Source organism: Ruminococcus sp. AF17-1AC, assembly GCF_003461385.1.
In the GTDB taxonomy this organism is placed as follows: domain Bacteria; phylum Bacillota; class Clostridia; order Oscillospirales; family Ruminococcaceae; genus Hominimerdicola; species Hominimerdicola aceti.
Window position 1 is genome coordinate 16,044 of sequence record NZ_QTWZ01000013.1, and the last position, 24,133, is coordinate 40,176.

17 protein-coding genes are annotated in these 24,133 nt (G+C 40.6%); all 17 read right to left on the reverse strand.

Annotation, left to right across the window (positions count from 1 at the left end; translation table 11 throughout):
• Positions 1–82: 82 nt before the first annotated feature.
• The 17 genes from DWW81_RS09295 to yajC all read right to left on the reverse strand — a co-directional run bounded on the left by DWW81_RS09295 (position 83) and on the right by yajC (position 24,084).
• A complete protein-coding gene (locus DWW81_RS09295) occupies positions 83–1,060 on the reverse strand; it encodes a hypothetical protein (protein WP_117897566.1) in 978 nt (325 codons plus the stop codon).
• 32 nt (positions 1,061–1,092) lie between these two features.
• Positions 1,093–1,791, reverse strand: a complete 699-nt coding sequence (locus DWW81_RS09300; protein WP_117897567.1) for a hypothetical protein — start codon at positions 1,789–1,791, stop codon at positions 1,093–1,095.
• A gap of 26 nt (positions 1,792–1,817) precedes the next feature.
• Positions 1,818–11,549, reverse strand: coding sequence for a hypothetical protein (locus DWW81_RS09305; RefSeq protein ID WP_117897568.1), 9,732 nt, complete (start codon positions 11,547–11,549; stop codon positions 1,818–1,820).
• 35 nt (positions 11,550–11,584) lie between these two features.
• Positions 11,585–12,535 carry a hypothetical protein gene (locus DWW81_RS09310; RefSeq protein ID WP_117897569.1) on the reverse strand — a complete coding sequence of 317 codons (951 nt, stop codon included), beginning with the start codon at positions 12,533–12,535 and terminating at the stop codon, positions 11,585–11,587.
• A 14-nt stretch (positions 12,536–12,549) separates the two neighbouring features.
• The gene (locus DWW81_RS09315; RefSeq protein ID WP_022286677.1) at positions 12,550–12,777 is read right to left on the reverse strand and encodes a hypothetical protein; all 228 of its coding nucleotides are present in this window, start codon (positions 12,775–12,777) and stop codon (positions 12,550–12,552) included.
• Positions 12,778–12,795: 18 nt separating this feature from the next.
• A complete protein-coding gene (locus DWW81_RS09320; protein WP_117897570.1) occupies positions 12,796–13,248 on the reverse strand; it encodes a hypothetical protein in 453 nt (150 codons plus the stop codon).
• Positions 13,220–13,891, reverse strand: coding sequence for a signal peptidase I (locus tag DWW81_RS09325; protein WP_117897571.1), 672 nt, complete (start codon positions 13,889–13,891; stop codon positions 13,220–13,222). Before DWW81_RS09325 ends, DWW81_RS09320 begins: the two co-directional genes overlap by 29 nt.
• Before the next feature lie 34 nt (positions 13,892–13,925).
• The gene (locus DWW81_RS09330) at positions 13,926–16,043 is read right to left on the reverse strand and encodes a DUF2357 domain-containing protein (RefSeq protein ID WP_117897572.1); all 2,118 of its coding nucleotides are present in this window, start codon (positions 16,041–16,043) and stop codon (positions 13,926–13,928) included.
• A 36-nt stretch (positions 16,044–16,079) separates the two neighbouring features.
• A complete protein-coding gene (locus DWW81_RS09335; protein WP_117897573.1) occupies positions 16,080–17,648 on the reverse strand; it encodes a hypothetical protein in 1,569 nt (522 codons plus the stop codon).
• Between the two features lie 21 nt (positions 17,649–17,669).
• Complete coding sequence (locus DWW81_RS09340) at positions 17,670–18,329, reverse strand: signal peptidase I (RefSeq protein ID WP_117897574.1); 660 nt, start codon at positions 18,327–18,329, stop codon at positions 17,670–17,672.
• A gap of 44 nt (positions 18,330–18,373) precedes the next feature.
• Positions 18,374–19,108: a hypothetical protein gene (locus DWW81_RS09345; protein ID WP_242989599.1), complete on the reverse strand. Its 735-nt coding sequence runs from the start codon at positions 19,106–19,108 to the stop codon at positions 18,374–18,376.
• 18 nt (positions 19,109–19,126) lie between these two features.
• Positions 19,127–19,873, reverse strand: coding sequence for an EAL domain-containing protein (locus DWW81_RS09350; protein WP_117897575.1), 747 nt, complete (start codon positions 19,871–19,873; stop codon positions 19,127–19,129).
• 166 nt (positions 19,874–20,039) lie between these two features.
• Positions 20,040–21,110, reverse strand: coding sequence for a hypothetical protein (locus DWW81_RS09355; protein ID WP_117897576.1), 1,071 nt, complete (start codon positions 21,108–21,110; stop codon positions 20,040–20,042).
• Positions 21,111–21,506: 396 nt separating this feature from the next.
• Positions 21,507–22,880 (reverse strand): thioether cross-link-forming SCIFF peptide maturase, encoded by a 1,374-nt coding sequence (scfB, locus tag DWW81_RS09360; RefSeq protein WP_117897577.1) that lies wholly within the window; start codon positions 22,878–22,880, stop codon positions 21,507–21,509.
• Between the two features lie 118 nt (positions 22,881–22,998).
• Entirely contained in the window at positions 22,999–23,142 is a 144-nt protein-coding gene (gene scfA, locus DWW81_RS09365; RefSeq protein ID WP_013498654.1) for a six-cysteine ranthipeptide SCIFF, read from the reverse strand.
• Between the two features lie 98 nt (positions 23,143–23,240).
• Positions 23,241–23,645: a TIGR04086 family membrane protein gene (locus DWW81_RS09370; protein WP_117897578.1), complete on the reverse strand. Its 405-nt coding sequence runs from the start codon at positions 23,643–23,645 to the stop codon at positions 23,241–23,243.
• A gap of 106 nt (positions 23,646–23,751) precedes the next feature.
• On the reverse strand, positions 23,752–24,084 hold the full coding sequence (gene yajC / locus DWW81_RS09375; RefSeq protein WP_117897579.1) for a preprotein translocase subunit YajC: 333 nt from the start codon (positions 24,082–24,084) through the stop codon (positions 23,752–23,754).
• Positions 24,085–24,133: the final 49 nt, after the last annotated feature.

Consider the following 24,133-nt stretch of genomic DNA (forward strand, 5'->3'; position numbering starts at 1 on the left):
TATAATAACGGGCGAACACTGTTCGCCCCTACAAAAGAAAACGGACTGCATTTTGCTTGCAGTCCGTTTTTTTGTACATATTCTAATTCCCTGACGCTGCGCCTTGAGTGAAACTCATTGATACAAATCCCGTTCCATTCACCGTAATATTGGTATGATTACCGTCAGACCACTGCTCCGCACTGTTAATGCCGTTCGTTCGATAGAACTGAATATCATATTGATTTTTCTCGGCAGAATTCACTTTCATAGTTGCAGTGGCAATTTTTGTATTTACATCTGTAGAAACATTTAGGCTGTAAGTGTTTTTAAACCATGGGCTGATATCAACATAGTTCGTATTCCAAGTCAGGGTGACAGTACCCTCGCCACTGCCTGACAGACGGTAGTTGAAGCCGTCAAGGTCTTTAGGCGAGGTAGCATTGTCGATGAATGTGCCTGTCCATGTTGATGATGTGTTATCATTTATATAGATAACGCCAAGCTTTGCGGAGAGCGTTTTCAACTCTGCCTGATCTGTAGGTGCGGCTGTCACTTTCATGTATATATCAGACTTTGTGAGCTGCGACTTATCAAAAGTCAGCACAAATTCATGCTTGTTGAAATCATCTGATTTAAGCACAAGTGAAGAAAATACAATTTTTGAATTACCTTCAAAAGTCTTATTTTCACCGCCATATTCAACCGAGTATTTAGCAGCTTCTTCTCCGGTAACGGCATTTCCGTCGCTGTCCACAAGCTCAACTGTAATGGTGTATGTGATATCCTTATCATTGTGCTTTATCATTGTTTGCGGATAGTTGCATACATTGACTGTCACACAAGGCGAGGTTTCCATATTGCTAAATGTTATCGTCCTTGGAAGATCATTTTCATCTGTTGTAAGATAATTAGATGAAAACAGCATACCTGCTCCCTTTTGTGTGGACACAACTCGCTTTACACTTGAAACGCTGGTATAAGCCGCCAAAACGCCAACAGTGCTGAGTGCGGCTGCCACAAAAGCTATCCATATTGCAAGCCACGATCTTTTAAGCTTTTTTATAAATTGGTCTTTCATAACAGCCACCCTCCTCTCTATTTTGTGATTTATTACTTTCTTTGAACTGTAAGGTAGACCATATCAGTTTCTTTATTGTTTTGGACATTTTCATTCCATTTTACTCTTATTATAAAATAATCGCAAAACGGGTCTTTATTGTCAATTACCGTCAGTGCGTCCGACTGCCAATAAAGTGCTTCGGCATTTTTCTGAACATTGCCGTAACTGTCATAAGACTTTTCATGAAGCGTGCTGTCAGCAATGATCTCCGAGCCTTGCTGATTGAGATATCTTCCTGAGATCTTACTGCCGTCTATATTGTAATAAAACGTTTTATTCTCTTCATCAGAAACATAAACTACAGTATCATTATTTTTATCAGCTTCCGGTACGTCTTTCGCACGGTATATCTCATACTCAAAAGGGATATTCGTTGTATGTGCAAGCTGTATTTGATATTGTTGCACGTCTGCCCCGCCTATTCCAAAAACAAAGTCTTTATATCTGCCGTTCTCAACGTCAATATCTGCCATTTCAAGATTTGCCACAGATTCTTTATTGCCTGCGGTGATATAAAGCTGAGTAGGGGCATTTATTTTTGTTGTAAGAGCAATAGAACGTTTGTGAGTAAACCACGCATAAACAGGCAGTGCCACAAGCAGTACCGCCGAGAGAGATACTGCTATGACCAGCTGGAGCTTCTTCTTTTTTTCTAATTTTCTGAATTTTCCAAAAATACTTTTTGTCATATTTTTCTCCTGAAAATGCCTGCTTATTATGAATTTATAAAGCCTGTTTCTATTTTTGCGTTTGTGTAAACAACATAGTCGCTTGCGGTAGTTCCATTAACAACTGAGTTGTTGTCATTAAGCAATACTGCGGTAAGCTCAACTCTGTAGTTCGCATAGGTAAGTCCCTGCTCCTCAAAAGCCTTGCCTGTTTTTACTGTAAATTTCGTAACGGCTGTGTTTTGTTCTTCGCCATTATAGTCAGTGGTAAAAACGCACTCCTTGCCATTCAGACCGCTGTTTGATGCGGCGTTTTCCAAAGTAAAGCTGCTGAGATATTTGCTAATATCGTTTGTCTGCTTATAATCGCCACTATTGTCCTTCACATACAACCTCATTGTATACTGTATTTTTTTGCCGCTGTCCCTTGTTGACCGACTCAAAGCAGACAGATCATAGATAGCATTTGCTGTTATTGCCATTTCTTCTGTAGTCATATCTTTGGCATTGATACCAAGCTGCGAAAATGGTGAATCCTTCGACTCAAGAACCGTTGACTCTGCAACGTTATAGTTTAGCTGTGCCACCGTCATTGCCTTTCTATAGTAGCGTCTGGCAGGCATATCTCCACTTTTAGAGATAGAGCTGTTCTCAATATTGTTCTGACTATATGCAACATAAGACGCCGCATTTACGCCGATACCGGTTTTTGTATCCCCGTCCTTACGCTCAGGAAACTGATCTATGATCCCCGCAGTACCGTAAGTTAAGCTGATATCAGCCTTGACAGTTATAGAGCCATTTGTGTCATTGTTGATATAATCGTAGACCGAATCGGGATACATCAGCATATAGCTGTCTTTAGCTTCTGAAAGTGTCTCAGTCTTGCTTATTTTTGCGTTTGATAACTCTGTGTCTGAACTGTTTAAAATGCTGTAATCAACATTCACCGATGTTCCTGCAATGATCTTTGCATTAGCTCCCGCATCGTTTTCATCAAAGCTCTTCATAGAGAATTTAAACGCCTGATACATATTGAAATCGTCACTCTTATAGCCATTAAATGTATCTCTAAGACTCTGATCAATGCTTATCTTTGACGTCATTGTCGCACGGACAAAATTATTTGACGCTGTTATCTCCTCTGGGTCATGAGCCGTCACACTTACTAGCTGTGTAAAAAAGTTTGCAATAACATATGCACCAGTGTCATTATTTGTCACTTGGACAAGATTTGTAGGAATATTGCCATTGAGCTTTCTTGGCTTATTACCGCTATAATAATTCACAAAGTTCTTGATGACCTTTTTTGAACCTTCATTTTCCGGAATGATGATAGTGAGATAATAGCTTTCGCTTATTATCATTTCGTCATTAGCATTTTTCGGTGTATCACTGTTCGCTGAAACAATTATCTTATAAGTGCCTGTTTCACCCTCGCCGGCAGGTCTATAATACATGCCGTCGCTTGTTTTCACGGTAGCTGTAGCTTCATCAGCTGCCTCAACAAGTGTTCCGTCAGATGATTCTTTAGCTGTTACCGACGCATACCTTAACAGAACATCATTCATTGTGACCGGTTTAAAGCCACTTATATTTGTCAAGTCAAGCTCACCGGTTGTTTTATTAAACTTAGCATCACTTGCGGTAGAATGATAAGTCTTGTCATTGTTATTTGCATCAACAAGAGTTAGCTTTGTATCATCGGTAAGCACACCACTGTCAGTGGCATTATCACCAATAAGGTAAAGCTTTTTATCAAAGCTCCAAAGCAGGCTGTCACCATTATTGAGCATTTTTTCCCATTCGTTAGCGGATTTGTAATAGGAATACTTAAAATAAGTAGTAACAGGTGCATCAAAGCTCTCAAAAGCAAGCTTTGTTTTATCCGTATAATGAGAATGGTTATAGTCTGTGCCTGAGATAACGTAAGATTGGAAGCTGAAATCAAGCACCTTTCTTACAAAAACAGGAATATGAAGTCTAAGAGTAGTTTTACCGCTTCCCGTTGGGTCGATATAATCAAGAGTAATGACAGTAAATCTGTTTGTGCCGTCATTGTCGTACTGACCGTCTGTGACCTTGAAATATCCTGTCTTGCTGTTAAATGTAAGAGTTGTTTTGTCTGATTTTGTTAAACTGCCGTTATCATACACATAGGTCGCTGTGCTTACATTCATAAGATCTGTTGTTTTCAGCTTATTTGAACTGCTGTCTAAAACATCACAATTTGTCACAACTGAGATATACTTTGCGAGCATTTGCGTGATATTCAACGATGAGTTATCATCTATAAGCAAAACTGGAAGATCATTCAGCTCCTGAACATCAAGCTCGGAAGCTTGCTTGAATGTTGTAAGCTTTGAATTACCCAGATCCTCTGCATATGTCTTTATGGTACTGTTTATGCCATAGGATTTTATCTTTGTGCCATTCGTATAGGAAGCAGCGTCACTGATGATAGTCTGCATATTTCCGCCAACAAGATCACCTGCGAAAGTCTTACCGCCGACAGTAACGCTTGGGTTTATATTGACATAAGGTGAATAGATATCAACGTGCGTGCCGCTTCCCTCACCGATATTATGGGTATTATCCTGAGTACCTTTGTAGTCGGAGTGAACAGCGGTAAAGCCGGCAGGTATCTGTGAAGCATTATACTGTATATCAGGTAAACAATCCGTGTTATTTACTGATACTCCGATAAATTCAGATGATAGATTTTTATATTTGTTCCAACCTATCAGGTTAGAAACAGACACACTGTTGTTGCCTTTTATATAGCTTAATTTATTTATGAGAATATCATAAGCATAAGTGTTGCCGCCGTCATTATGACCGATCACACCGCCTGCACCTGCACCATTGGACTTATCTTCTGCTGACAGCGTAACATTATTGACTTCACAATCAGTTATCTTCAGATCACCGTTAGCTTTTATGCCAACATAACCTCCGATACCTACATTATCATTTTTAGCAGCTGGTATACCTATCGCTGCATTTTTTACAGCAGACTTTGATATGTTCACAGCCTCATTCTGTGTGCCGACCATTCCGCCTGAGCTTGCATAACCATAGACGCCGCAAGCTGATGTGTCAGACGTTCCACCATAATAACAGTTCTCATTGACAGACAACTGTTTTTTGTTTATTCCAACGAATCCGCCGGCATTACTTCCATAAACATCGACGCTGACGCTTGTGTTTTCTATTGTGCATACTTCGTTGGACAATCCTATAAGACCGCCCTCGTTCATTGTCTGGGTAGCAAGGGGTTTATTGTCTTTTTTTGAGCCGATAAAGCTGTCTTTATTATAAGGTGTAAGCCGAACATTGCTTATTGTCGTTTTGATATTTGCAGAGCCTACGATCCCGCCTACGCCAAACCAAGTACCTGTGCCTTTATCAAGATTAGCAAATTCAACTTTATTAATAGTAATCTTGGAATCCTTAACATTAAATTCGCTGCCTTTCTGAGAATTTCCCACAAGGCCGCCTGTTTCAAATCCGCCATACACATATATGCCGCTGTTTTCAGACTTAACGCCACTTATATTGATATTATTTGTTGACTTTCCTATAAGTCCTCCCACAGTATATGCGCCAGATACCTCAAGATCATTCAAGGTTATTCCGCTAAACTTGCATTGACCCTGTACTCCGCCAACAATACCACCTGTAGAAAGGTCTTCATTAACATACGATTTTCCGTCGTTGTTATACGTCTTAACGCTGATCTTGCCGGAAAGCTTAAGACTATCTACAGTTAGAGCATACGTTGAACAGTTTATCAGCCCAACTCCTTTCACTTTGTCGAATGCGGTACGATACTTGTAGTTATCCACATTTTCAAACTCAACAGTGTTAGCGCTACCGCCCTTGTTATCTGTTATTTTCACAGCATAGGCTTTTATATCTGTATCGAGCTTTATAGTCTGATCATTTCCCTGGATAGCTGTCAAAGACAAAGTATATCCACAGTCAATGCCGCCCAGGTTACTATCTGCTGCATCAAACAACTGATTTATTCCACGAAAACCTGTGTCGGTGAGGTCATAGGTTTCATTTCCTGTGAGCTTAACAGTAAATTTCTTACTTTGATCGTGTGCCCATTTTGCTTCATAAAGATTTCCACTTGGCTTTGTATATTTTTTTAGCATTACAGAATTTTTCTTTTCATATTCCCTGCTTGTAGCCTTTTCAAGTCTTTGATAATCTGAGATCGCAGTTTTGTAATCTTTATCATCAGAAGTCAATGCAGCTGTACCAACTTTTGAATAGTCTGCATTTCGAGTGAAAGTATAGTGACCATAGCCGCAAGTGTTTTTATATTTATCTGTATATCCCATACCGGACTGTGATATGACAGACAGCATAAACAATGCCTGTGCATTAGGCACTTCAATAGTATTTGTCGTGCCGGCAATAACATTTAATTTCTCAGCATCATTAAGCTCGCTCTTAAACTGCGTGATGAGATAATTTTTCCTGCCATTGTCAAGGTTAGTTGACTTACCGAACTTTGTTCCCTCTTCAATAGCAAAGCCGTTTACAACTCTGCCTATATATGGATTGATAAAGAGGTTGGTAGCTGCGTTTTCGCCCACTGCCTCAGTATTGTTGGTTGTAATCGCACTATCTTTGGCAACGTTGTTCATATTTCTGAAAATAACTCCGCCGTAAACTATGGCGCCAACATATCCGCCTGCAGTAATGAGATGTTGTTTGCTGTTATCGTTATTTGCAAATGTTATATTAGGATTTGTTACCTTGACATTATCAATGATATTATCTCCACCGAACACAACGCCCATAACACCGCCATAATACTCTGTCTTTCCGGTACTGTAGTTTAATTTATTATTATTGTTTTTTGAAAGCGTTACATTATTAGCATATACTATATTGATATTTTTTACAACACTTCCGCTGCTGAACCTAATGAGCGGACTTGCAGAATTATTGGTGATAGTTGGATATGTTCCGTCGGATTTCTTCTGTCCAACAATAACGCCTCTGAAAACGTAACTATTTGATGTTCCGCCAAGACCTGCAAAAGAACTGCCGAGAACTATATCATCATCTATCTTGTAATAAGCTTCGCAAAGATATTTGATCATGTTATCTTTTGAAACTGAAACTTTTTTCGTTCCGCTTACAAAATTGCCTGCACCATCATAAGTATAGGTTTCATGCTTGGTGCCTTTGCAAAAAGCACTATTAGCATTAACAGTCGATTTATCGGCAGAAACATTTGCATTATAGTTTACTTCCCAGCCATTTGTAGGTGCGGCTGTACTGATAACTCGTGCGACCTCGGCAAGAGTAGAAGCGTCAAGGATATATGGATCAGAGTATGTTCCGCAGCCCTTTATAAGATATGGTCGCTCAAGGTTTACGTCTATCTCATCATAGTTTTGAGTGGTATCATACGATTTAGCAACATATGGCTTGTATTTAGTAAAGCTATATTCCTCTGTTGCGTTATTTTGGATAGGAGAAGTATACCTGTCATCCATACTCCAATCACCATGATATTTATTCTGCCTGCTATTTCCATAATCATCAACATTCTTCTTGGTGTCAGACACTTCTTTTCCGTAGGTTACATTATGCTTTGCTTCTGTTCCCCAATCTTCTTCCCATTTATAGTTGTATATTGCAGAAGAGCCTGCGCCGTCAGAATGCTGAAAGCTTTCAAGCAAAGTAGCATTTTTGAAAATTGAATTTACATCACTTGCATCAAGCTTGATGTTTGAGAAAGTCAGAGATATATTTTGACCCTTTTCGCTTCCTACATTGCCTATAAGGCTTGTTGCAGCATAATTCTGACCGCCTTTGTAATATTGTTCAGCGGTCATACTGTGTTTTTTCTGTGACACATTCTGTATAGTGATCTCTGTCATGTTGCCTATCTTATTTATAAGCAAAGGGGCATAAGAATTTTCACCATTTAAACTTAAAGAAGTATCATTCACATACAGATCGTCAAGAACGATACTGCCGGTAATTTTGACAGATTTCTTTGTAGTATTGGTGTCGTCAGCAACCGAGCCGCAAACCAATGCACCTGAACCATTATTAACTTTACCGATATTTCCCTTAAAAGTCAGTTTACCACTTATGGTAACAGCTCCATTTTCATTTCTGAAAAGTCCGCATTGCATCATGTAATGTTGATTATGTACATTATTTAAGTTTGTTCCATCCATGCCTTCTGTTGTACGGGCATAATTGTCACTATTACTGCTTGATACCATTTCAGACTGATTAAAACCATTATTTTCAAAAGTAATAGTTGAATTTGATTTTATATTACAACCATTTGTATCAACAGGATAAAATGAATATCCTGTCAAATCTATTTCTGCATCTGTTGGAAAATCTATATTTGTGCTATTAATATAATTTTTTATATTATTTGCCGCAAAAAGCTTTGCGCTCCATACAGTAGCCCTAGCTCCGCCTGTGATGGCTTTACCGTTTTTATATACATCAAGGTTATAATAATATCTTGCCCAAGAATTATTTTTCCAAACAGCACCATTATTTGTTGTTTGATTTTGATAGGTATTGCAGTTCTTTCCGTCCATATAAAGCAAACGCTCTCCGTCCGCTGTAACAGCAGGAATTGAAATTATGGCTTGACGATTAGACATAAAACTAGCTGAAGAAGAATAATAAATACTACAACGAGCTATCTCATCAAAATACGAATAGCTTGGGCTTATATTTATCTTAGTATCTTGTGAGATCTTATATCCATTAGGTTTAGTAAGTTCAAAATAAGTTGCATCTCGTGAGCTTCTGTAATTATTGACATTTTCACCTTTAAAATAATCAAAGCCATAAGAGTCATAATCTCTACCAAAAAGAGTTGAGGCAAGCATGCCGAAATTTATACATTTTGTTGCTTTCACTTTCACACTGTCAAAGCTAACCTTATTTATGCTCCAATAACCTGTTGTGGAAAGTACAAGACCGCCCAGTTCTGTGCCATTATTCACTGTTAAGCTTGAATTGTTTACATTCAAACTACTCAGATCAATTTCTACTCTATACCAGTTATGCCCTAAAAATCCACCGCTATTTGATTTACCACTAGAATTTATTGTTAAAGCATTAATATTAACATTGGTGATAGATATCTTATTAGGTACAACAGAAGCTGAATTATCCTTAGCACCGACCTCTGCAATAAGTCCGCCAACTCTAGAGTTACTTCCTGTGTGTTTATCCGTTATACTTCCGCCAACAGTGAGATTATCAAACTTAATAACGGGTGCAGGCGTTGATGTAACAGCACCTACCATTCCGATAACTCCGCCAAGACAAGTACAGTCTTTCTTTGTTGTGCTATTATCGTATGTAAGATTTGCTGTTACAGCAGAATTAGTGAATGAAACTTCGCTTGTGGCGTCAGCAACATACCCAACCAGACCTCCGACAAAATTCGTATACGCTCCACTTGGGGCTGCGGTCACATCAGCGGTCACATTGGAGATAGTCAAAGCTCCGCTGTTGTATGCAGATACAGAACCAATATAACAAGCATCACCGCCGGAAGCATTGTCACCAACAATATTAAAGTTTGAAACAAGCTTTAAATTGCTTATTTTTGCACCGCTTGTCTTTGCAAAAAGTCCATTATGAGTATGGAAAACTATCTTATCATTTTCTGTTCCCACTGTAATGGTAAGTTTATGACTATTGCCATTCAGAGTGCCTGTGAAAGTATTCTCACCATTATCACGCATAAAGCCGGTTAGACCTGTGTCGCTTATATCAACATCTGCACTAAGGCTGATATTTGCCGCAAGCATATCTGCCCTGCTAGCACCGCTATACTTAACAAAATCATTGCTATCATGCTGCATTATCAAAGCCGCACGGGCAAAATCCGCCCTATTGCTTATGGTTATATTATTATTAGGAAATCCATTTATTGTAACAGTATGTCCTGATCCATCAAAAGACAGAACACCGTCAGCACTCTCAAGCAGATTGGAATCGTTAAGGCGAAGCACTCCGCCCCAATCCATATCGTCTATGACTTTTGAAGATGTCCTTGTAAATGACCAGCCGCTTAAACTATAGATCAAAGCATTGCCTCTATTTCCTACTATCTGACATCCGTTTTTGTTAGGGTCTTTAGGATAAAAGCCTGAAAGGTCTGTTTTACCGCCAAGCCTTACAACGCCATTTTTATTAAATTTGCCAACAATGCCACCTACGCTCTGGTTTGCAGAAACATTATTTGCAGTAACTTTGACTTTGCCGCCAACATCTATAAAAGCCTGATCTGCATAGCCCACAAGTCCGCCATAATTATTTTGTGATGATGTGGAATTTTTAATACTTATAGTGGTATTCTTGACGCTTACATAAGCCCTGCTGTTATCACCTATCTTACCAATAAGGCCGCCAAAATCAAGGGCATTGCATGAACCGGTCACATCTACAGTAACATCACTGATTTCAAGTTCAGAGCTAAGAGCATTGGCAGAATATCTTCCGACAATACCGCCATAAAAGCCTGCCGTGACAGTGCCATTGAAGTTTGAAGTAATAGTATCATTAGCTGTGCCTTTGATACTGATTTTTGCACTCTCCGTCCCATTTGTAAGCAGTCCGAAAACAGAACCAACAGCCGCACTGTCAGCGGTGCTTCCGCTTGGACAATCAAGGGTCATTTTCATGCCGCTGAATTTTGAAATATCAAATGTCTTTTCGTTGGCTTTACTGTATGTATAAGAGCCGAAAAGACCGCCCGCAGTTACAGAACCTGTAACGCTTCCGGTCATGGTAATGGTGACACCTTCGCCAACATTTATTTCTGCATTCTCTGCACTACCCACAAGTCCGCCTGCGTTGTTTGCGGATATATTTACGCCCGTCAAGGTGTTGTACTTGTCAATGTTCAGTGTTGCACCAGCACTCATTTTTCCAACAAATACACCTGCATTCGATTTGCCAAAAACGTCAAGCAAATTACTTGACAAGCTTACATCAAGACTTGCGTTTTCGTCCATAGTGCCACAAGCAAGACCTGCATTATCCCCACCTGATACTTCCGCCTTGACACCATTACTTAGAGTGATATCCAGATCGACATTTGCTCCATTTTTCATATTGCCTATAACAGACGTGAAGGATTTATAAATTGTAGCACCTGAATCATCTACAGGATCAGCTTTTATTTTCCACTTATTAGCTGAAGCCACATCACCGTGTACAACATTCTCAGCAAGCAAAGCTGAATTTTTATCTTCCGGTCTAGCAAAAATAATAGAATCTAAATTTGCACTGTCACTAAGATATTCAAACAGAGCAAAATTAATAGGAAGATTAATAGCTGAACCCTCATTTGCTTTGACTGTTCCCATGAAAGGATAATTTTCATTGCCAAGTCCTTTTTCTATTCCTGTAAAATCAGAAGACTTAAACTGAGATTGGTTGTTTGAAAACAATATTGTGATTTTCTGATAGTCAGCAGGATCTGCATTAAGAAGCTTTTTAAAATCGTCTGCATTCTGTATGGTATAAACGTCATTTTTGATATCGTTAGTTATGTCAGTATATGTATCTGCCGCCATAGCCGTAATAGCGTTGGTGACAGTTGATACCATTTTAGACACAACACCTGAAATGTCTGCAAGAGGCATACTTGTAACAAGCAATACGGCAGCGGTAACTAAAGAAATAATATTCTTGCGATACTTGCTGTAAAGCTTGTGGCATATTCTATTAATTTTCTGATTTCTATTAGCTTTCACTTTCAACTGCCTCCGTGCAAAGTTAATATTCTTATCTATACGTTTAGTTCAACAAGGATATATTGCACCTTTGTACCTATCTTTTCGTCAGCGTCATTATACATTGAGCTTAGTGACGATAACTGAGCTGTGCTGTATTTTTCACCTTTAAGTATTTTCTCAATAACTGTTTTATTTTGTTCTTTATCAGCATCACCTGACAAGAACAAGCTTAAATTACCCTTTATATATTCCGCAAAATTCAAACGCTCTTCACTGTTATCACCAAACAGCACATTTTTCTCTGTCAGATTTTCATCTGTGCTTTTCATTAGTATCTGACCAAGCGTGTTCGGCCACACCCAATATACGTTCACTTCCTGTGGAACATCTGCCTTACAATCTTTAAACGTCCTTGTGAATGTTTCATCACTAAGAAAATCGGAATATGTGTGATTGTTCTCATCATATTTCTCAAAAAACATGATGTGTCCATTCAAAAAGCTTGTAACATTTCCATCAGTTACCTTTTCATAAGAAACAGCGTCTTCGTTTTTATTCTCTGCATACCCCGTGATACTCAACTTAAACTGTATCTCCATTTCCCCCGACTGCTTCGGAATAACATAAAAAGTAAGCTTTCCGTGACTGCCTGGGTTGATACCATTCGTCATACCGCTTTCTTCATCAAGAAGCCAGTAGATCCTGTTGTTCTCGTCAGAAGTGATGTTGCTACCATCAGACACCTTAGAGTAGTCATTGCTGTCAAGTATCTCAGCTTTAAGCATATTGGCACTGCCTACTGTTTTCAGTTCAAATGGCGAATCTACGCTTTTCATTCCAAATGAATCAAGATCAAGGGCTTTATCAATGGTAAACCAAGCCAGACTGACCGCAATAAGTATAAATGCCAGCACTGCAACTGGTATTATTTTTATAATAAGCAGTTTGCGTTTCTTCTTTTCTTCCTCGCTGTCTGCTTTCTCTATCACTTTATGCTCAGCCACTTTGGCGACCTCCATTATTTCATCGAGTCAAGCTCTTTTTGCAATTCTATCATGTGGTTTCTGCAAGCGGTTATCTCGCCTGTGTATTTGTTGAACCACTCAACGTCCATTTCGTTAGGCTCTTCCTGCAAAAGAATCGCCTGAACAAGCGCTGATTGCGAACGTGATCTCTTACGCTCTATCTCCTCGATAGTAAGTCTGCATTTCTTTATTTCTCTTTTAAGCTGCCCTTTACTGCTCACGTTATTGTCCTCCTTGCATTAATTTCCCATTTTATCAACCGAATCAACTATCTCGTTGACTTCCCTATAGCCTTTGTCAAGATTTTCGGTGATATGGTCAAGTGCTTTTTTTACGTCCTCAAGCTTGCCCTGCATTTGTTCGGGGTACTTCACAAAGCAGTAATGAAGCTCGTTTATAGCCTTCTGCTCCTCCGTATAATCGTCGATAAGAAACACCAGCGACCTTGCCGCACCCATATCCGAAAGTATCATGTTATATCTCGTTGGAAGATCCTTGCCGCTTTCAAGATAAGTGTCTATCTCCTCAGAGGCGGCAGACAGATTTTCCATATACTTAGCAATGTAAGTCTTTCTGACTTCCTCGGACTTGTCCATATAAAGCCCGATAAAAACGAACAGCCCTGCAAGTGCCGCAATACAAATAACGATAGCCGTTATCATTTTAGCCTTCATTATCTTTTCCTGATTCAAAGCTGTTCGCCTCCTTTTTCTCATTTTCCTGCATTTTCAGCCGCTGAACTTCCTTTTCAACAGCCTCACGCATAAGCTTTTCTTTTTCTTCCTCAGCCGCTTTCAAGGCTTCATCACGGTTTGAATATATTTTTATCTCAGCGATAGTTTTTACCTCATACACCGCCATGCAAACTGTTGGGATTATAACAAACAGTATGAGGAGCTTTTTGGTTGATGCAAATGATCCAAGCCACTTGAAAAATCTGAGCTTTCCATAGTATTTTCCAATAATGCTGACTTTTTGCACCGTCACGCTGTCCTCTATTTTGTTAGCATCGCCTTTAGTAACAAAAGTGCCGTCGCTCAAAACCTCAGATATCCTGTGAGTATTTATCTCGCCTTTAATACTATCATCTTGAGAGTAGAACGAAATGATATCCCCTGCCTTTAAGCTGTCAGTATCCGTCCTTTTAATGTAAATATAGTCGCCCTCATGTATAGACGGCTCCATACTTCCGCTCACGACTTTCAGTACGCTGTAACCAAAAATGCTTGCTGTTTTGCCGATACAGCCGCAGACCATTATGTACACCGTCACACTCAGCAGTGCCGCAAACACAGCAGAGCCAAGTATTGTCAAAGCTATTTTTACTATCCTCAACGCCTTGCCGATGATACCGACGCTCCCTCCTGCACTAAGGTTTCTTTCTGTACTTTTCTTTCAAATGTCTTACCAGTCTGCCCGCAGCCGAAACGTGATACTCCTTGTAAAGCCTCTTCATCTCAGTGTCGATAGCTTTCTGCTCCTCAGCAGTGCGCTGTGGCGGAATATATGGTCTTGGCGGTCTGTTCTTTCGCTCAAGACGTTTTCTCTTTTTAAACTGCCTGTTTTTGATACGCCTCTTTACATCATATTTCAGATACGGAGCATATTTTTCATAGATAATCTCGATTTCACGCTCTGCACGTTTTCTCTCTGCCTCAGCCAGTTCTTTTTCCTTCTTGACTTTGAGCATTCTGATATAGTCCGGATTATCCGTCACAACAGGTATGATCCCAAATGCGTGAGCCAGAACATATGTTATGCCACGTTTTGCCATGTAATATGGATTTTTGGAATATTCTTTAAATATCTCATTGATATTTTTATTTTCAAAGCTTTCACGTTCAGCTTTAAGACGCTCAGCACGTTCACGCTCACGACGTTCCTGCTCACGCTGCTGTTGTGCTTCTTTCGCCTTTTTTGCAGCGATCTCAGGGGACTCATACTCTGACACAAAGCTTGAAGACACGGCTTCTTCATTCGTGCTGATCTGCTGATCCATAGCAGATCCAAGGCTGCTGCGGACGAGCTTTTTCTCCTCTCGGATCCTGGCTCTTTCCTCACGGACACGCTGCTCCTCTTCACGGCGTTGGCGCTCTTCCATTTGCCTTTTGCGTCTTGCGATCTGCTTGATCTCTTCCTCTTTTTCACGGCGTTCACGTTCCTCACGCTCCGCCTTTTCTCTTGCAGCCTGCTCCGCCTGCTGTTTTTGGATAAGCTCCAATCGTCTGCGTTCTTCTTCCTCATGCTCCAGCCTTATGCGCTCTTCTTCCTCACGCCGCTGACGCTCCAGCTTTTCCTGCTCTGCACGCTTTCTTTCAGCTTCTGCAGCCGCAAGCTCCTCAGCCCTCTTACGGTCTTCCTCGTCTTTGAGAAACTGCTTTTCTATCTCAACTATACGGTCAAGCTCTGCCGTAAGGTTTCCTGCCTCTTCGGCAGTCATACCCATATCTGTATTGCTTGCACTACCTTGTTCACCCTCGCCAACTATGACATCATATTTATCAGACGTCTGCTTATCAAAACGCCTGACAACCTTTGGTGCGAGGGTCTTGCTCTTTATGGTTTTAAGCTTCTCCGACTTGTCTGCCCCATGGGTATATGAGCGGAAAAGCATATAGTTCATTGCCGTCAGACCGTATATATCCTCAATATAAGAATCATCAGGTCTTTGTGCAGTATCGGAAACGTTGACCTCGTAGCCTGCCTTATCGTAGCTTTCGATAAACTGCCAAAGGGTAAGACACGCCATAAGGTCCACATTTTTGGTGATAGCGTTTGTTCTCATAACAGGCGGTCTGATAAAAGCGTTGCCAAGAGTGGTACAAAGCACTGAGCCTTTATAGCCCTCGATAGCCTTTTTGACCCTTTCAAGCCTTGCCCAAACGTCAGTATCCTTGCTGCCGCCGACAAGACTGTCAACAGTTTCTATCTTAAAACTTATGTTGACTTTTCTGCCGTCGCCGCTGTCAGCCATGGTATCGTAATTAAAAGAATAAGCCTCCTGCGCCTCTGCGGTCTGGACAAGCTTATTGTATCTTATATTTATAAAAATGTATAGCCTGTCGATAAGGGTATTTACAAATCTATTTTCATATGTATCGAGAGTTTCCTCTTTATGAATGTTGAGTATCTTTGACGGAGTTATCTTTCCTGTCTTTTTGTCGATATCCTGAATAAGATCGGTATGCTGTCCCAGATGTTTTATGGACTCTACCGTTATCTTCCTTGACATAGCGATAGGCACGATCTCTTCCACTTCTTTAATGGTGTTTCTTGGATTTCTTATTACTGTATCAAGATGTGGCAAAGCTTTTTCTATCTCTGTGAGCCAGGACGAATCTATATTTTTCTCGATTATCTTACGATTAAAAGATACAGTTTTTTCGCCCGAAAGAAGCAAGGCACGGGCTGCCGCAAAGCTGTTATTGCCGTCAAACGTCTTTACAGCTTTGTCAAAAGCTGCACGCTGTTCGTTGTATTCGCTCATGCCCGTCCCTCCTCTCAAAATTTATGAGTACAAATTTTAGTACAGTTTCTGCAATCTTTCAAGATATGCTATAGATTCTTTCATAGTGTTTCTGCCGAAAAGTTTCTGCATATAGGTGCAAAGCTCTTTCAGCTCTTCTCTTAGCATTGCCAAGTTAAGCGACTCAAATTTTCTGAATATCTTAGTTGCCAGCACATAGTCAATGCCGTCAAGCTCCTCGCCACCGCAGGCAACATATACAGGAACAAACAAGTTCATCTGTTTAAGTATACGGTTACCGAAAGCCACTCTCAGCTTTTCAATTACCCAAAGGTCAAGCTGCTGGATCTTTTTCAGACTGTCCAGTGAAACAGGATACATTTGAAAAGCTTCCTTGAAGAGTGTATCAAGATGTTCAAAGCTTAAATTCATAGGCGGCGTGTCAGGTGCGTCAAAGGCAACTCCCTTTGCGTCAAGATTGATAGGCTGTGCACGGTCGTATACCTTATCTGAGATAGTGAACGTGGAATCGTCGTTGTTGGCAGTACCGATATACCAAATGTTCTGCGGAATACGCAGCTTGCCTTTATCAAGGCGAACAGGGTCGGTACTCCACACATTAGGAACAAGATGAAGCTCCCACTCGGCAGGATCAGGCATTTCAAGAATCGAGAGCATTTCCGCAAAGTAATATTCTACTCTCGCAATGTTCATCTCGTCGAGGAGTATGAAGTTTACATCGTCATTGTATTCAGAAGAATAAATTCTTTTGAGGACTTCTGTTTCATTAAAGTTCTTCGTGAACTCGTTGAAGTAGCCGAAAAGCTCAGTTCTGTCACGCCATGACGGCTGAACAGAAGCAATAGTGGTATCTTTCTGCAAGAACTTACCGAATGAATATGGCAATGATGTTTTACCTGTACCAGAGATACCTTGAAGGATAATGAGCTTTGTTGAAGCCATGCCTGCAATGAAAAGTCGGATAGTTTTTATGTCATAATAAAGGTGCATTCTTGAGCAGGCAAAGTTTCTGTATGCTTCGCAGATACCGCTAAGGGTGATGTCATTATTGTAAGCAGGCGGCTCGTAGGTCTTGTAGAAATTGTCCACCTCGATAAGCTTTGAAAAACGGCAGTCTGCTGTCTGAACAACGCCGTCCACAGTGGTTTGAACTTCGCCCTGTGCAGGCATCTGCTCGCCCTCTGCAAGCTTTTTTTCACCCTCTGCAAGAGCGGTGTTATCATATACGCCAAGCTGTGCCACCTTCATTGCCATGATCTCATCTTTTTCCTTGGTCATTTTGACCACCTGACGCTGCAGGTCAGATATTTCTTCGATAAGATCCTCATTGCTGACGATAGAGTGTCTGAATCTTATGTACTTTCTCACAGCAAGCACTATCATAAAAATAATAAGCACAAAGATAGCCACAACAACGATAATTGCAAGCACAGAAAGTATCCAGCCCAGCGCACCAAAGTCTGCCGAGTAGGTCTTGAATATCCTTATGTAGTTTTTTATATTGAAGATCTGTTTTATGCCGTTCCACAGACCCTTGAAGATCTGCCCAAAGCCTGCAAGCATTGACGACATGAAAACAAAAAACCATTTCAGAAATCCATTCATAATGTATCACCCAAGCAGCAGTTATTCGTCACTTTTCTCCTGCTGTGCATTTTCCTCTTCCTTTTTCTTCTGCTGTGCAAGGTATTCCTCAACTGCACGTCTTTTTATTTCTTCCTCATCGCTCTCTGTGATAGCAGGACGCTTTACCTCGATTATGGTTGCGATAAGCTTATAAAGCTCAAAGAGGAAAAACAGTGCTATCGGCAAAAGTATGCAAATGAAAAATCCCGTTTTTGTTCTGAGAAAATCCATTACCTTGCCGAAACCGCCTATTTTTGCACCATTCCACTGACCGATTATATCGCCTGCATAAACAGTGTATGTATCATCTACGTTATTAGCGTCGCCTCGTGTGATAAAGCCTACAGAGCCGTTATCATTGAGTACCTCTGCGATACGGTGGGTATTCTTCACCTTTTTGCCCTCTATAAGAGTCCAGAAAGTGATAACGTCGCCCTTTTTCAGAGAATTGATATCGTCTATTTCCTTTGAGATAATAAGGTCGCCTTTTTTGAAAGTTGGCTTCATTGAGTCAGATTCAACTGTGAGCGGGATATATCCCAGCAGACTTGCCGTACCATTATTCTTATCAGACGAGAACACGAGAATTGTTATAAGCAGTGCAAAGATAAGCACCACCCATGCGATAACATTAAAAACGATCTTCAAAGCTTTTTTCATAATTCAAAACCTCGGAAACCCGAGGCTTCCTCCCTTCTAATTTTTTAAGTTGTTTCAACGATCTTGAAATTCATACCAAGCTTCATTGTGCCACCGATTATTTTGTCAACACAATCAGGGTCATTTCCCTCAAGCCATATAACTACTGTATACTTGTCTTTATCACCGGGACCAAGCTTTTCACGTCGGTCCTTCATGACCTCAGTAGAGGAGGCGAACTCCTTGTCGCAATCGCTTTCCTTACCGCTGCCGTCAGACTTTGTTTTACCATAAACAGTTTTCTCGCCATTCACGAAAAGCTCCACTCTGACAGCTTCATCAACACCGTTCGTGACGTTCTCGATAGTCATTTCGCTGTCATAGCTAAGTGTGTCTTTACCGGAATTTATGAGATAGAAAGTATAAGCTATATACCCCCCGCCATTATGACTGCCGTTTATCTTGTCGATATTATCAGGGAGATCTTCGCCACTGATATTTGTCATATCATAGAGGATATCCGCATTGAGCCTTGAATTGCTCGTGGTATAGTCAGGAGTTTCCGAAAGAGTAAGCCCCTGATCTATCATATCATACTTACTTATCTTAACTGTAAAGCTACCATACTTGTCGTAAAAATAAGACACCGCATAAGCCGCCGCCACGATAGCGATAAGTATAATGGCAAGTATTTTAAGCAATCTCATCAATACCACATAGCGTTTAGCTTCCTTGGCGGTCCTGCGAAGTGCAAGGGTATCGACTACTCTTGTATTTTTATCTATATTTTTACCGTCCAAAACCGTATCACCCGTTTATTACTCATTTCTATTGCGAACGTATCTTTCCGCAATATATTTTCCTGCATTTTCTCCCGAATAGTAAAGGCACTGCATACCGCTAAGCTGTTTCACCTGCTTATCATCAGTAATTCCGTCAGCTATGACCTCAGCATTAAGGTCAAAAACAAAGCTCAGCAGAGAGTTCACGCAGGTATTATACCTATCGCTCTTACCAAGAACCTGAGCCACTGAGCCGTCAAGCATGATATTATCCACCTTGAACTCAACTGTTTTCAGCATTTTAAAGCCCTCTGTGCCGAAGCCCGTGAGCAGAAAATGAAAGCCCTGTCTTCTCATAAGAGCCACGTTATCTGCCGCTGTGCTGTCAGCTTCATCAAGCACATCAGGCGACAACTCAAAGCAGACACGCTCATACTTCACGCCAAACTTATCGCAATAATCTGCCACAACTCTCGGAGCTTCCGTCTGCCTTAAAAATCTTGCAGGCATGAACACGCTTGCCCAATCAACGTCCACTTCCCTTTCGTGAAACTTGCCCAAAGCCTGCAAAAGCTGAACGAAAGCAAGCTTGAAAATGCTAACACATCGGTCGGAAAGCTGAGCCACAGGGAGATAATCCGCAGGCATGAGCGTTCCCATAGCAGGAGAATTGAGCCTTGTTTGCGACTGCAAAAAAGTGACCCTGCCGCTGTCGGTATTTTTTATAGGTCTATAGAAAAGCTCAACGGCACGAACGCCGTCAACTGTTGAATTACCGCTCAAAGCAAGTCACTTCCTTTCCTGTTCCAATGTATTATTATAGCATATTTTCGACAAAAAGTAAAGAAAAATCGGGATATTTCCCCAAATATGGAAAATTATTTTTTATGCCCATTTACCAAAAAACGCCGAATTTCTTCGGCGTCTTTTTTTGTTTTATTGATTAAGATTATTCTGTTACGTCTTTACCTGTGAACTTGAGAGAAATATTCCAATCCTGTGCAGCAGTAGCGTCATTACAGAACTTGCTTTCACCCTCAAGCCATACTCTGACAACAAATGACTGTACTGAATAGCTATCATCTCCAGCCGCATCAAGTGTAAATATTTCAGCAGTATCATCGTGGTTTTCATCACCTGTAACAACAGACACAGTATTAGCAGAAATCGAATCAAGCAACTCACTGTACGTAGTTTCAGTTGTTTTTGCTTTGCTTATACCCTCATTAGCACCGTCTTTCTGTGAATAGCTATCAAATGTCAAGCCATAAACATTAAGATTTGTCGTTGATGAATCATAAGAATCAGCCTTTGTAATCTTTAAAGTATTTGTATTAGCTGTCGTTGTGATATTTGCATTTCTAATCGGTATAACAGAAACTCTTACTGCCTTTTTAAGCTCTGTACCATCATTAACCTTTACAGACTCACCATTTGAAGCATCAACTATATCAACCTCGCAAGAAACCTTTGTTTTGTCTTTTTTTGATGTTCTAATCCACATAGGAATATCAAGATAACGACCATTCTTTGGAGTAGCAGCAGTCACAAGAGTTGTGTTTGTCCCAGTAGCATCATATCTTTCTTTAACGCTCAAACCAACCTCGTCAGTTGTTGCGGTTGCCTTTACATCTGTACCATTCTGAACTACTTTACCACCGGCGATAATACCATTATCATCAGCATAGAACAAGTTATTACCATTAACTGAAGAAGCAGGCTGAAGCTTACCAATATTTCCATAGTATTCACCAAGCTTAACTGTACTTTTCCAAGAAACATCATCCATGCTAGGTTCTTTAATACTACCAAGTGTGCCACTGCCGATTTCACCAAGTGAAATTTCAATTCCACCGCCTGCGGTAGCAGCCATTTCAAGACCAGTTACCTCAGCATCTCTGCTCATAGTAAACCAAGCGTAAGTAGCAGTAGAAAGCATTACAGCGGAAGTTGTGAGCATTGCAACTGCAGGTATAAGCTTCTTCTTAGCAGAAGTATTCTTCTTTTCATTAGTTTTCATATCTCTTCGTCCTTTTCATAATAATTTGTCGTTTTATACTGTCCGATACAGAGGGCGCTCGTTATAGCCGATTTGCGGTAACATGACCGCCAAGCACCTTTTGTTTATGTCAATATTATACTAAATCTGACCCGCTTTGTCAATAAGCTACCAGCTTAGTATACATTATATTTATCTTAATACTTATTAACCGTTCAGACACATTTCATCATTTTCCGACATGATAATACGATGTAATAACAGCAGAAAGCACGGAATAACGTCATTTGTTATTCCGTGCTTTTTAAAACGATTATTCAATAAATTTTTTTGTTAAACTTCAAACGTTTTTGTACATATTAAGTTTATATATGTACACAAAAGTTACCATGCGTGAAATTTACAAAATATTTATATTCATTCTGCGCTGTCGAGCATTTTAACAGCCTTCATCATGATAGCACATTCAAGACGCTTCTTCTGTATCTGACATGACAGCTTATGCGCATTGTGGATATCACCTGCGTAAATGTAGTTGTTTGCATTGCAACCGCCACTGCAATAGAACTTTGCCCAGCACTTTTTGCACTCTGGCTTGTTGTAAACGTGTGCGTGAGCAAACATATCTTTCATTTCCTCGTTAAATGTGCCGTCATAGAGATTGCCCATTTTGAACTCGGTGATACCAACGAACTGATGACATGGGTAAATATCGCCGTCAGGAGTAACAGAAACATACTCGTTTCCGCTTCCACAGCCCCTAAGTCTCTTTATCGCACAAGGACCTTGGTCGAGGTCTATCATAAAGTGGAAGAAATTTATGAACTTGCCCTCGTCCCTTATCTTCTGTATCTTCTCGGAAAGTATCTCATACTCCTTGAAGATCCTCGGCAGGTCAGCCTCCGTGATAGCATAAGGCTCGCTAGGGTCTGCCATAACAGGCTCAACAGATATCTGGTCGAATCCAAGGTCATAAAGGTGCATTACATCATTTGAGAAGTCAAGATTATACTTTGTGTAAGTGCCTCTTACATACCAATCCTTGTTCTTAGGACGCTTCTCAACAAGCTTCTTGAAGTTAGGGATAATCCTGTCATAGCTTCCCGAACCGTCAACACGCACTCTCATTCTGTCATTGACTTCTTTTCTTCCGTCGATAGACAGAACAACGTTGTACATTTCCTTGTTGATGAAGTCTATCATCTCGTCAGTGAGGTGTACACCGTTTGTGGTAACAGTAAATCTGAACTTTTTATTGTGAGGCTCCTCCTGTGAACGTGCATACTCAACAAGCTTTTCTACCGTACCGAAATTCAGTGACGGCTCACCGCCGAAGAAGTCCACCTCAAGAAATTTTCTGTCTCCTGAACGCTCTATAAGAAAATCTATAGCACGCTTGCCTGTTTCATAGTCCATAAGCATTCTGCCCTGACCGAAATCGCCTGTTGAAGCAAAGCAATACTTACATCTCAGGTTGCAGTCGTGAGCAATATGCAGACACATTGCCTTGATAGGCGAAGCCACAGCAGACAGGGCATACTTCTCATAATCATCCTCGCTGAACAATATCTTGTCATTATAAAGAGAAACTATCTCCTCATAGCAATCCTCGATATCCTTGCTGTCATACATCTTTGACAGCTTTCTTACAACGTCCTCAGGACATTTCTCCGTAAAAGGCGGCTCAACATTGTCTAACAGATCGTATGTCAGATCGTCTATAATATGTACTCCGCCGCTGTTAACGTCAAGCAGTGCATTAAAACCGCCAAGCTTAAACTTGTGTATCATTTAAAAATCACCTTTCGCTTTTATATTCATATACAAATTTATACAAAAATAAAGGGACATAAAAATGTCCCTTTAGCAAGGCGTGTGTACGCTCGCACGCCTCAGAAAGATCGGAATATTAAGCCTCTCTCTCGCACTTCTGGTTAGCAACTGTGCAGGAGGTCTTGCAAGCTGACTGACATGATGCCTGACACTTGCCGCAGCCACCCTTAGCAGCAGTCTTCTTGAGATTAGCCTTATTGATCGTCTTGATATGTTTCATAGGATTTTACCTCCAATAATTGATTTACACTAATTATACCACATATCCCACCATGTTTTATGAACGAATAGTTAATGCAGTATAAATATTTATCCTTATCAAAAACGGCTGCTTTTAGAATTTACCCCTACAACTCCGCCTACGCCTGCACACACAAGGGTAAGCACAAGCTTTGCAGGCACGGAAAAGCTTTCGGCAGCTTTTGAAAACAGTGCACTGAGTATAACAATGATAAGAAAAATGAACACTCCGCACAGCACACCTGACAGCAGACCGTTTCTACGTTGCCTTTTTCCGCAGACATATCCCCCTGCATACGCCCCGATACCAAGTGCCGCTGTTGACATCACCGACAGCATAAGGTCGGTGGCATCTATCTTAGTGATAACATACGCAAAAGCAAGCACAGCAACAAATATCGCACCGCACCCCACGCAGGCAGAAATTGCCGTAGATGACAGCACAGAAAGCTTTCTACCCCCAAAAAGCCTGTTATTTTTCATATCCGCACCCCCACACTGAATATCCTAAAGAAATTATATTCAAAGCCACGGACAATAAGAACACAAAAAGGGACGGATAAAACTACCCGTCCCTCAACAGCGATATTTACTTTACGTCACCGTCATGAATTGTTTCGTTCTTAGCGATAGCCCACTTTTTAACACGGATCTTGCTTCTGTCGCCGCCTGTTTCGATAACAACAGTGTCGTCCTTGATAGAGAACACGATACCAACGATTCCGCCGTTTGTAACGACCTCGTCACCTATCTCAAGGTTATCTCTCATCTCAGCGTCTTTCTTATCCTGCTTTTTCTGCGGACGGATAATAAAGAAATAGAAGAACACGATTATGAGTACCAGTGGGATAAAAGTCATGGCAAGTGATGCAGGTGAACTCTGCTCAGCAGCCAAAACTGAAATAATTGCTGACAAATTCATCAAAAGACCTCCAAATCTAATAATACTATATTAGTATATCAGATATTTG

Bases quoted from the DNA above. Each gene is read 5' to 3' on its own strand.
- DWW81_RS09295 (WP_117897566.1), bottom strand. From the start codon at position 1,060: ATGAAAGACCAATTTATAAAAAAGCTTAAAAGATCGTGGCTTGCAATA.
- DWW81_RS09300 (WP_117897567.1), bottom strand. From the start codon at position 1,791: ATGACAAAAAGTATTTTTGGAAAATTCAGAAAATTAGAAAAAAAGAAG.
- DWW81_RS09330 (WP_117897572.1), bottom strand. From the start codon at position 16,043: ATGAGCGAATACAACGAACAGCGTGCAGCTTTTGACAAAGCTGTAAAG.
- DWW81_RS09335 (WP_117897573.1), bottom strand. From the start codon at position 17,648: ATGAATGGATTTCTGAAATGGTTTTTTGTTTTCATGTCGTCAATGCTT.
- DWW81_RS09340 (WP_117897574.1), bottom strand. From the start codon at position 18,329: ATGAAAAAAGCTTTGAAGATCGTTTTTAATGTTATCGCATGGGTGGTG.
- DWW81_RS09355 (WP_117897576.1), bottom strand. From the start codon at position 21,110: ATGAAAACTAATGAAAAGAAGAATACTTCTGCTAAGAAGAAGCTTATA.
- scfB (WP_117897577.1), bottom strand. From the start codon at position 22,880: ATGATACACAAGTTTAAGCTTGGCGGTTTTAATGCACTGCTTGACGTT.
- scfA (WP_013498654.1), bottom strand. From the start codon at position 23,142: ATGAAACATATCAAGACGATCAATAAGGCTAATCTCAAGAAGACTGCT.
- DWW81_RS09370 (WP_117897578.1), bottom strand. From the start codon at position 23,645: ATGAAAAATAACAGGCTTTTTGGGGGTAGAAAGCTTTCTGTGCTGTCA.
- yajC (WP_117897579.1), bottom strand. From the start codon at position 24,084: ATGAATTTGTCAGCAATTATTTCAGTTTTGGCTGCTGAGCAGAGTTCA.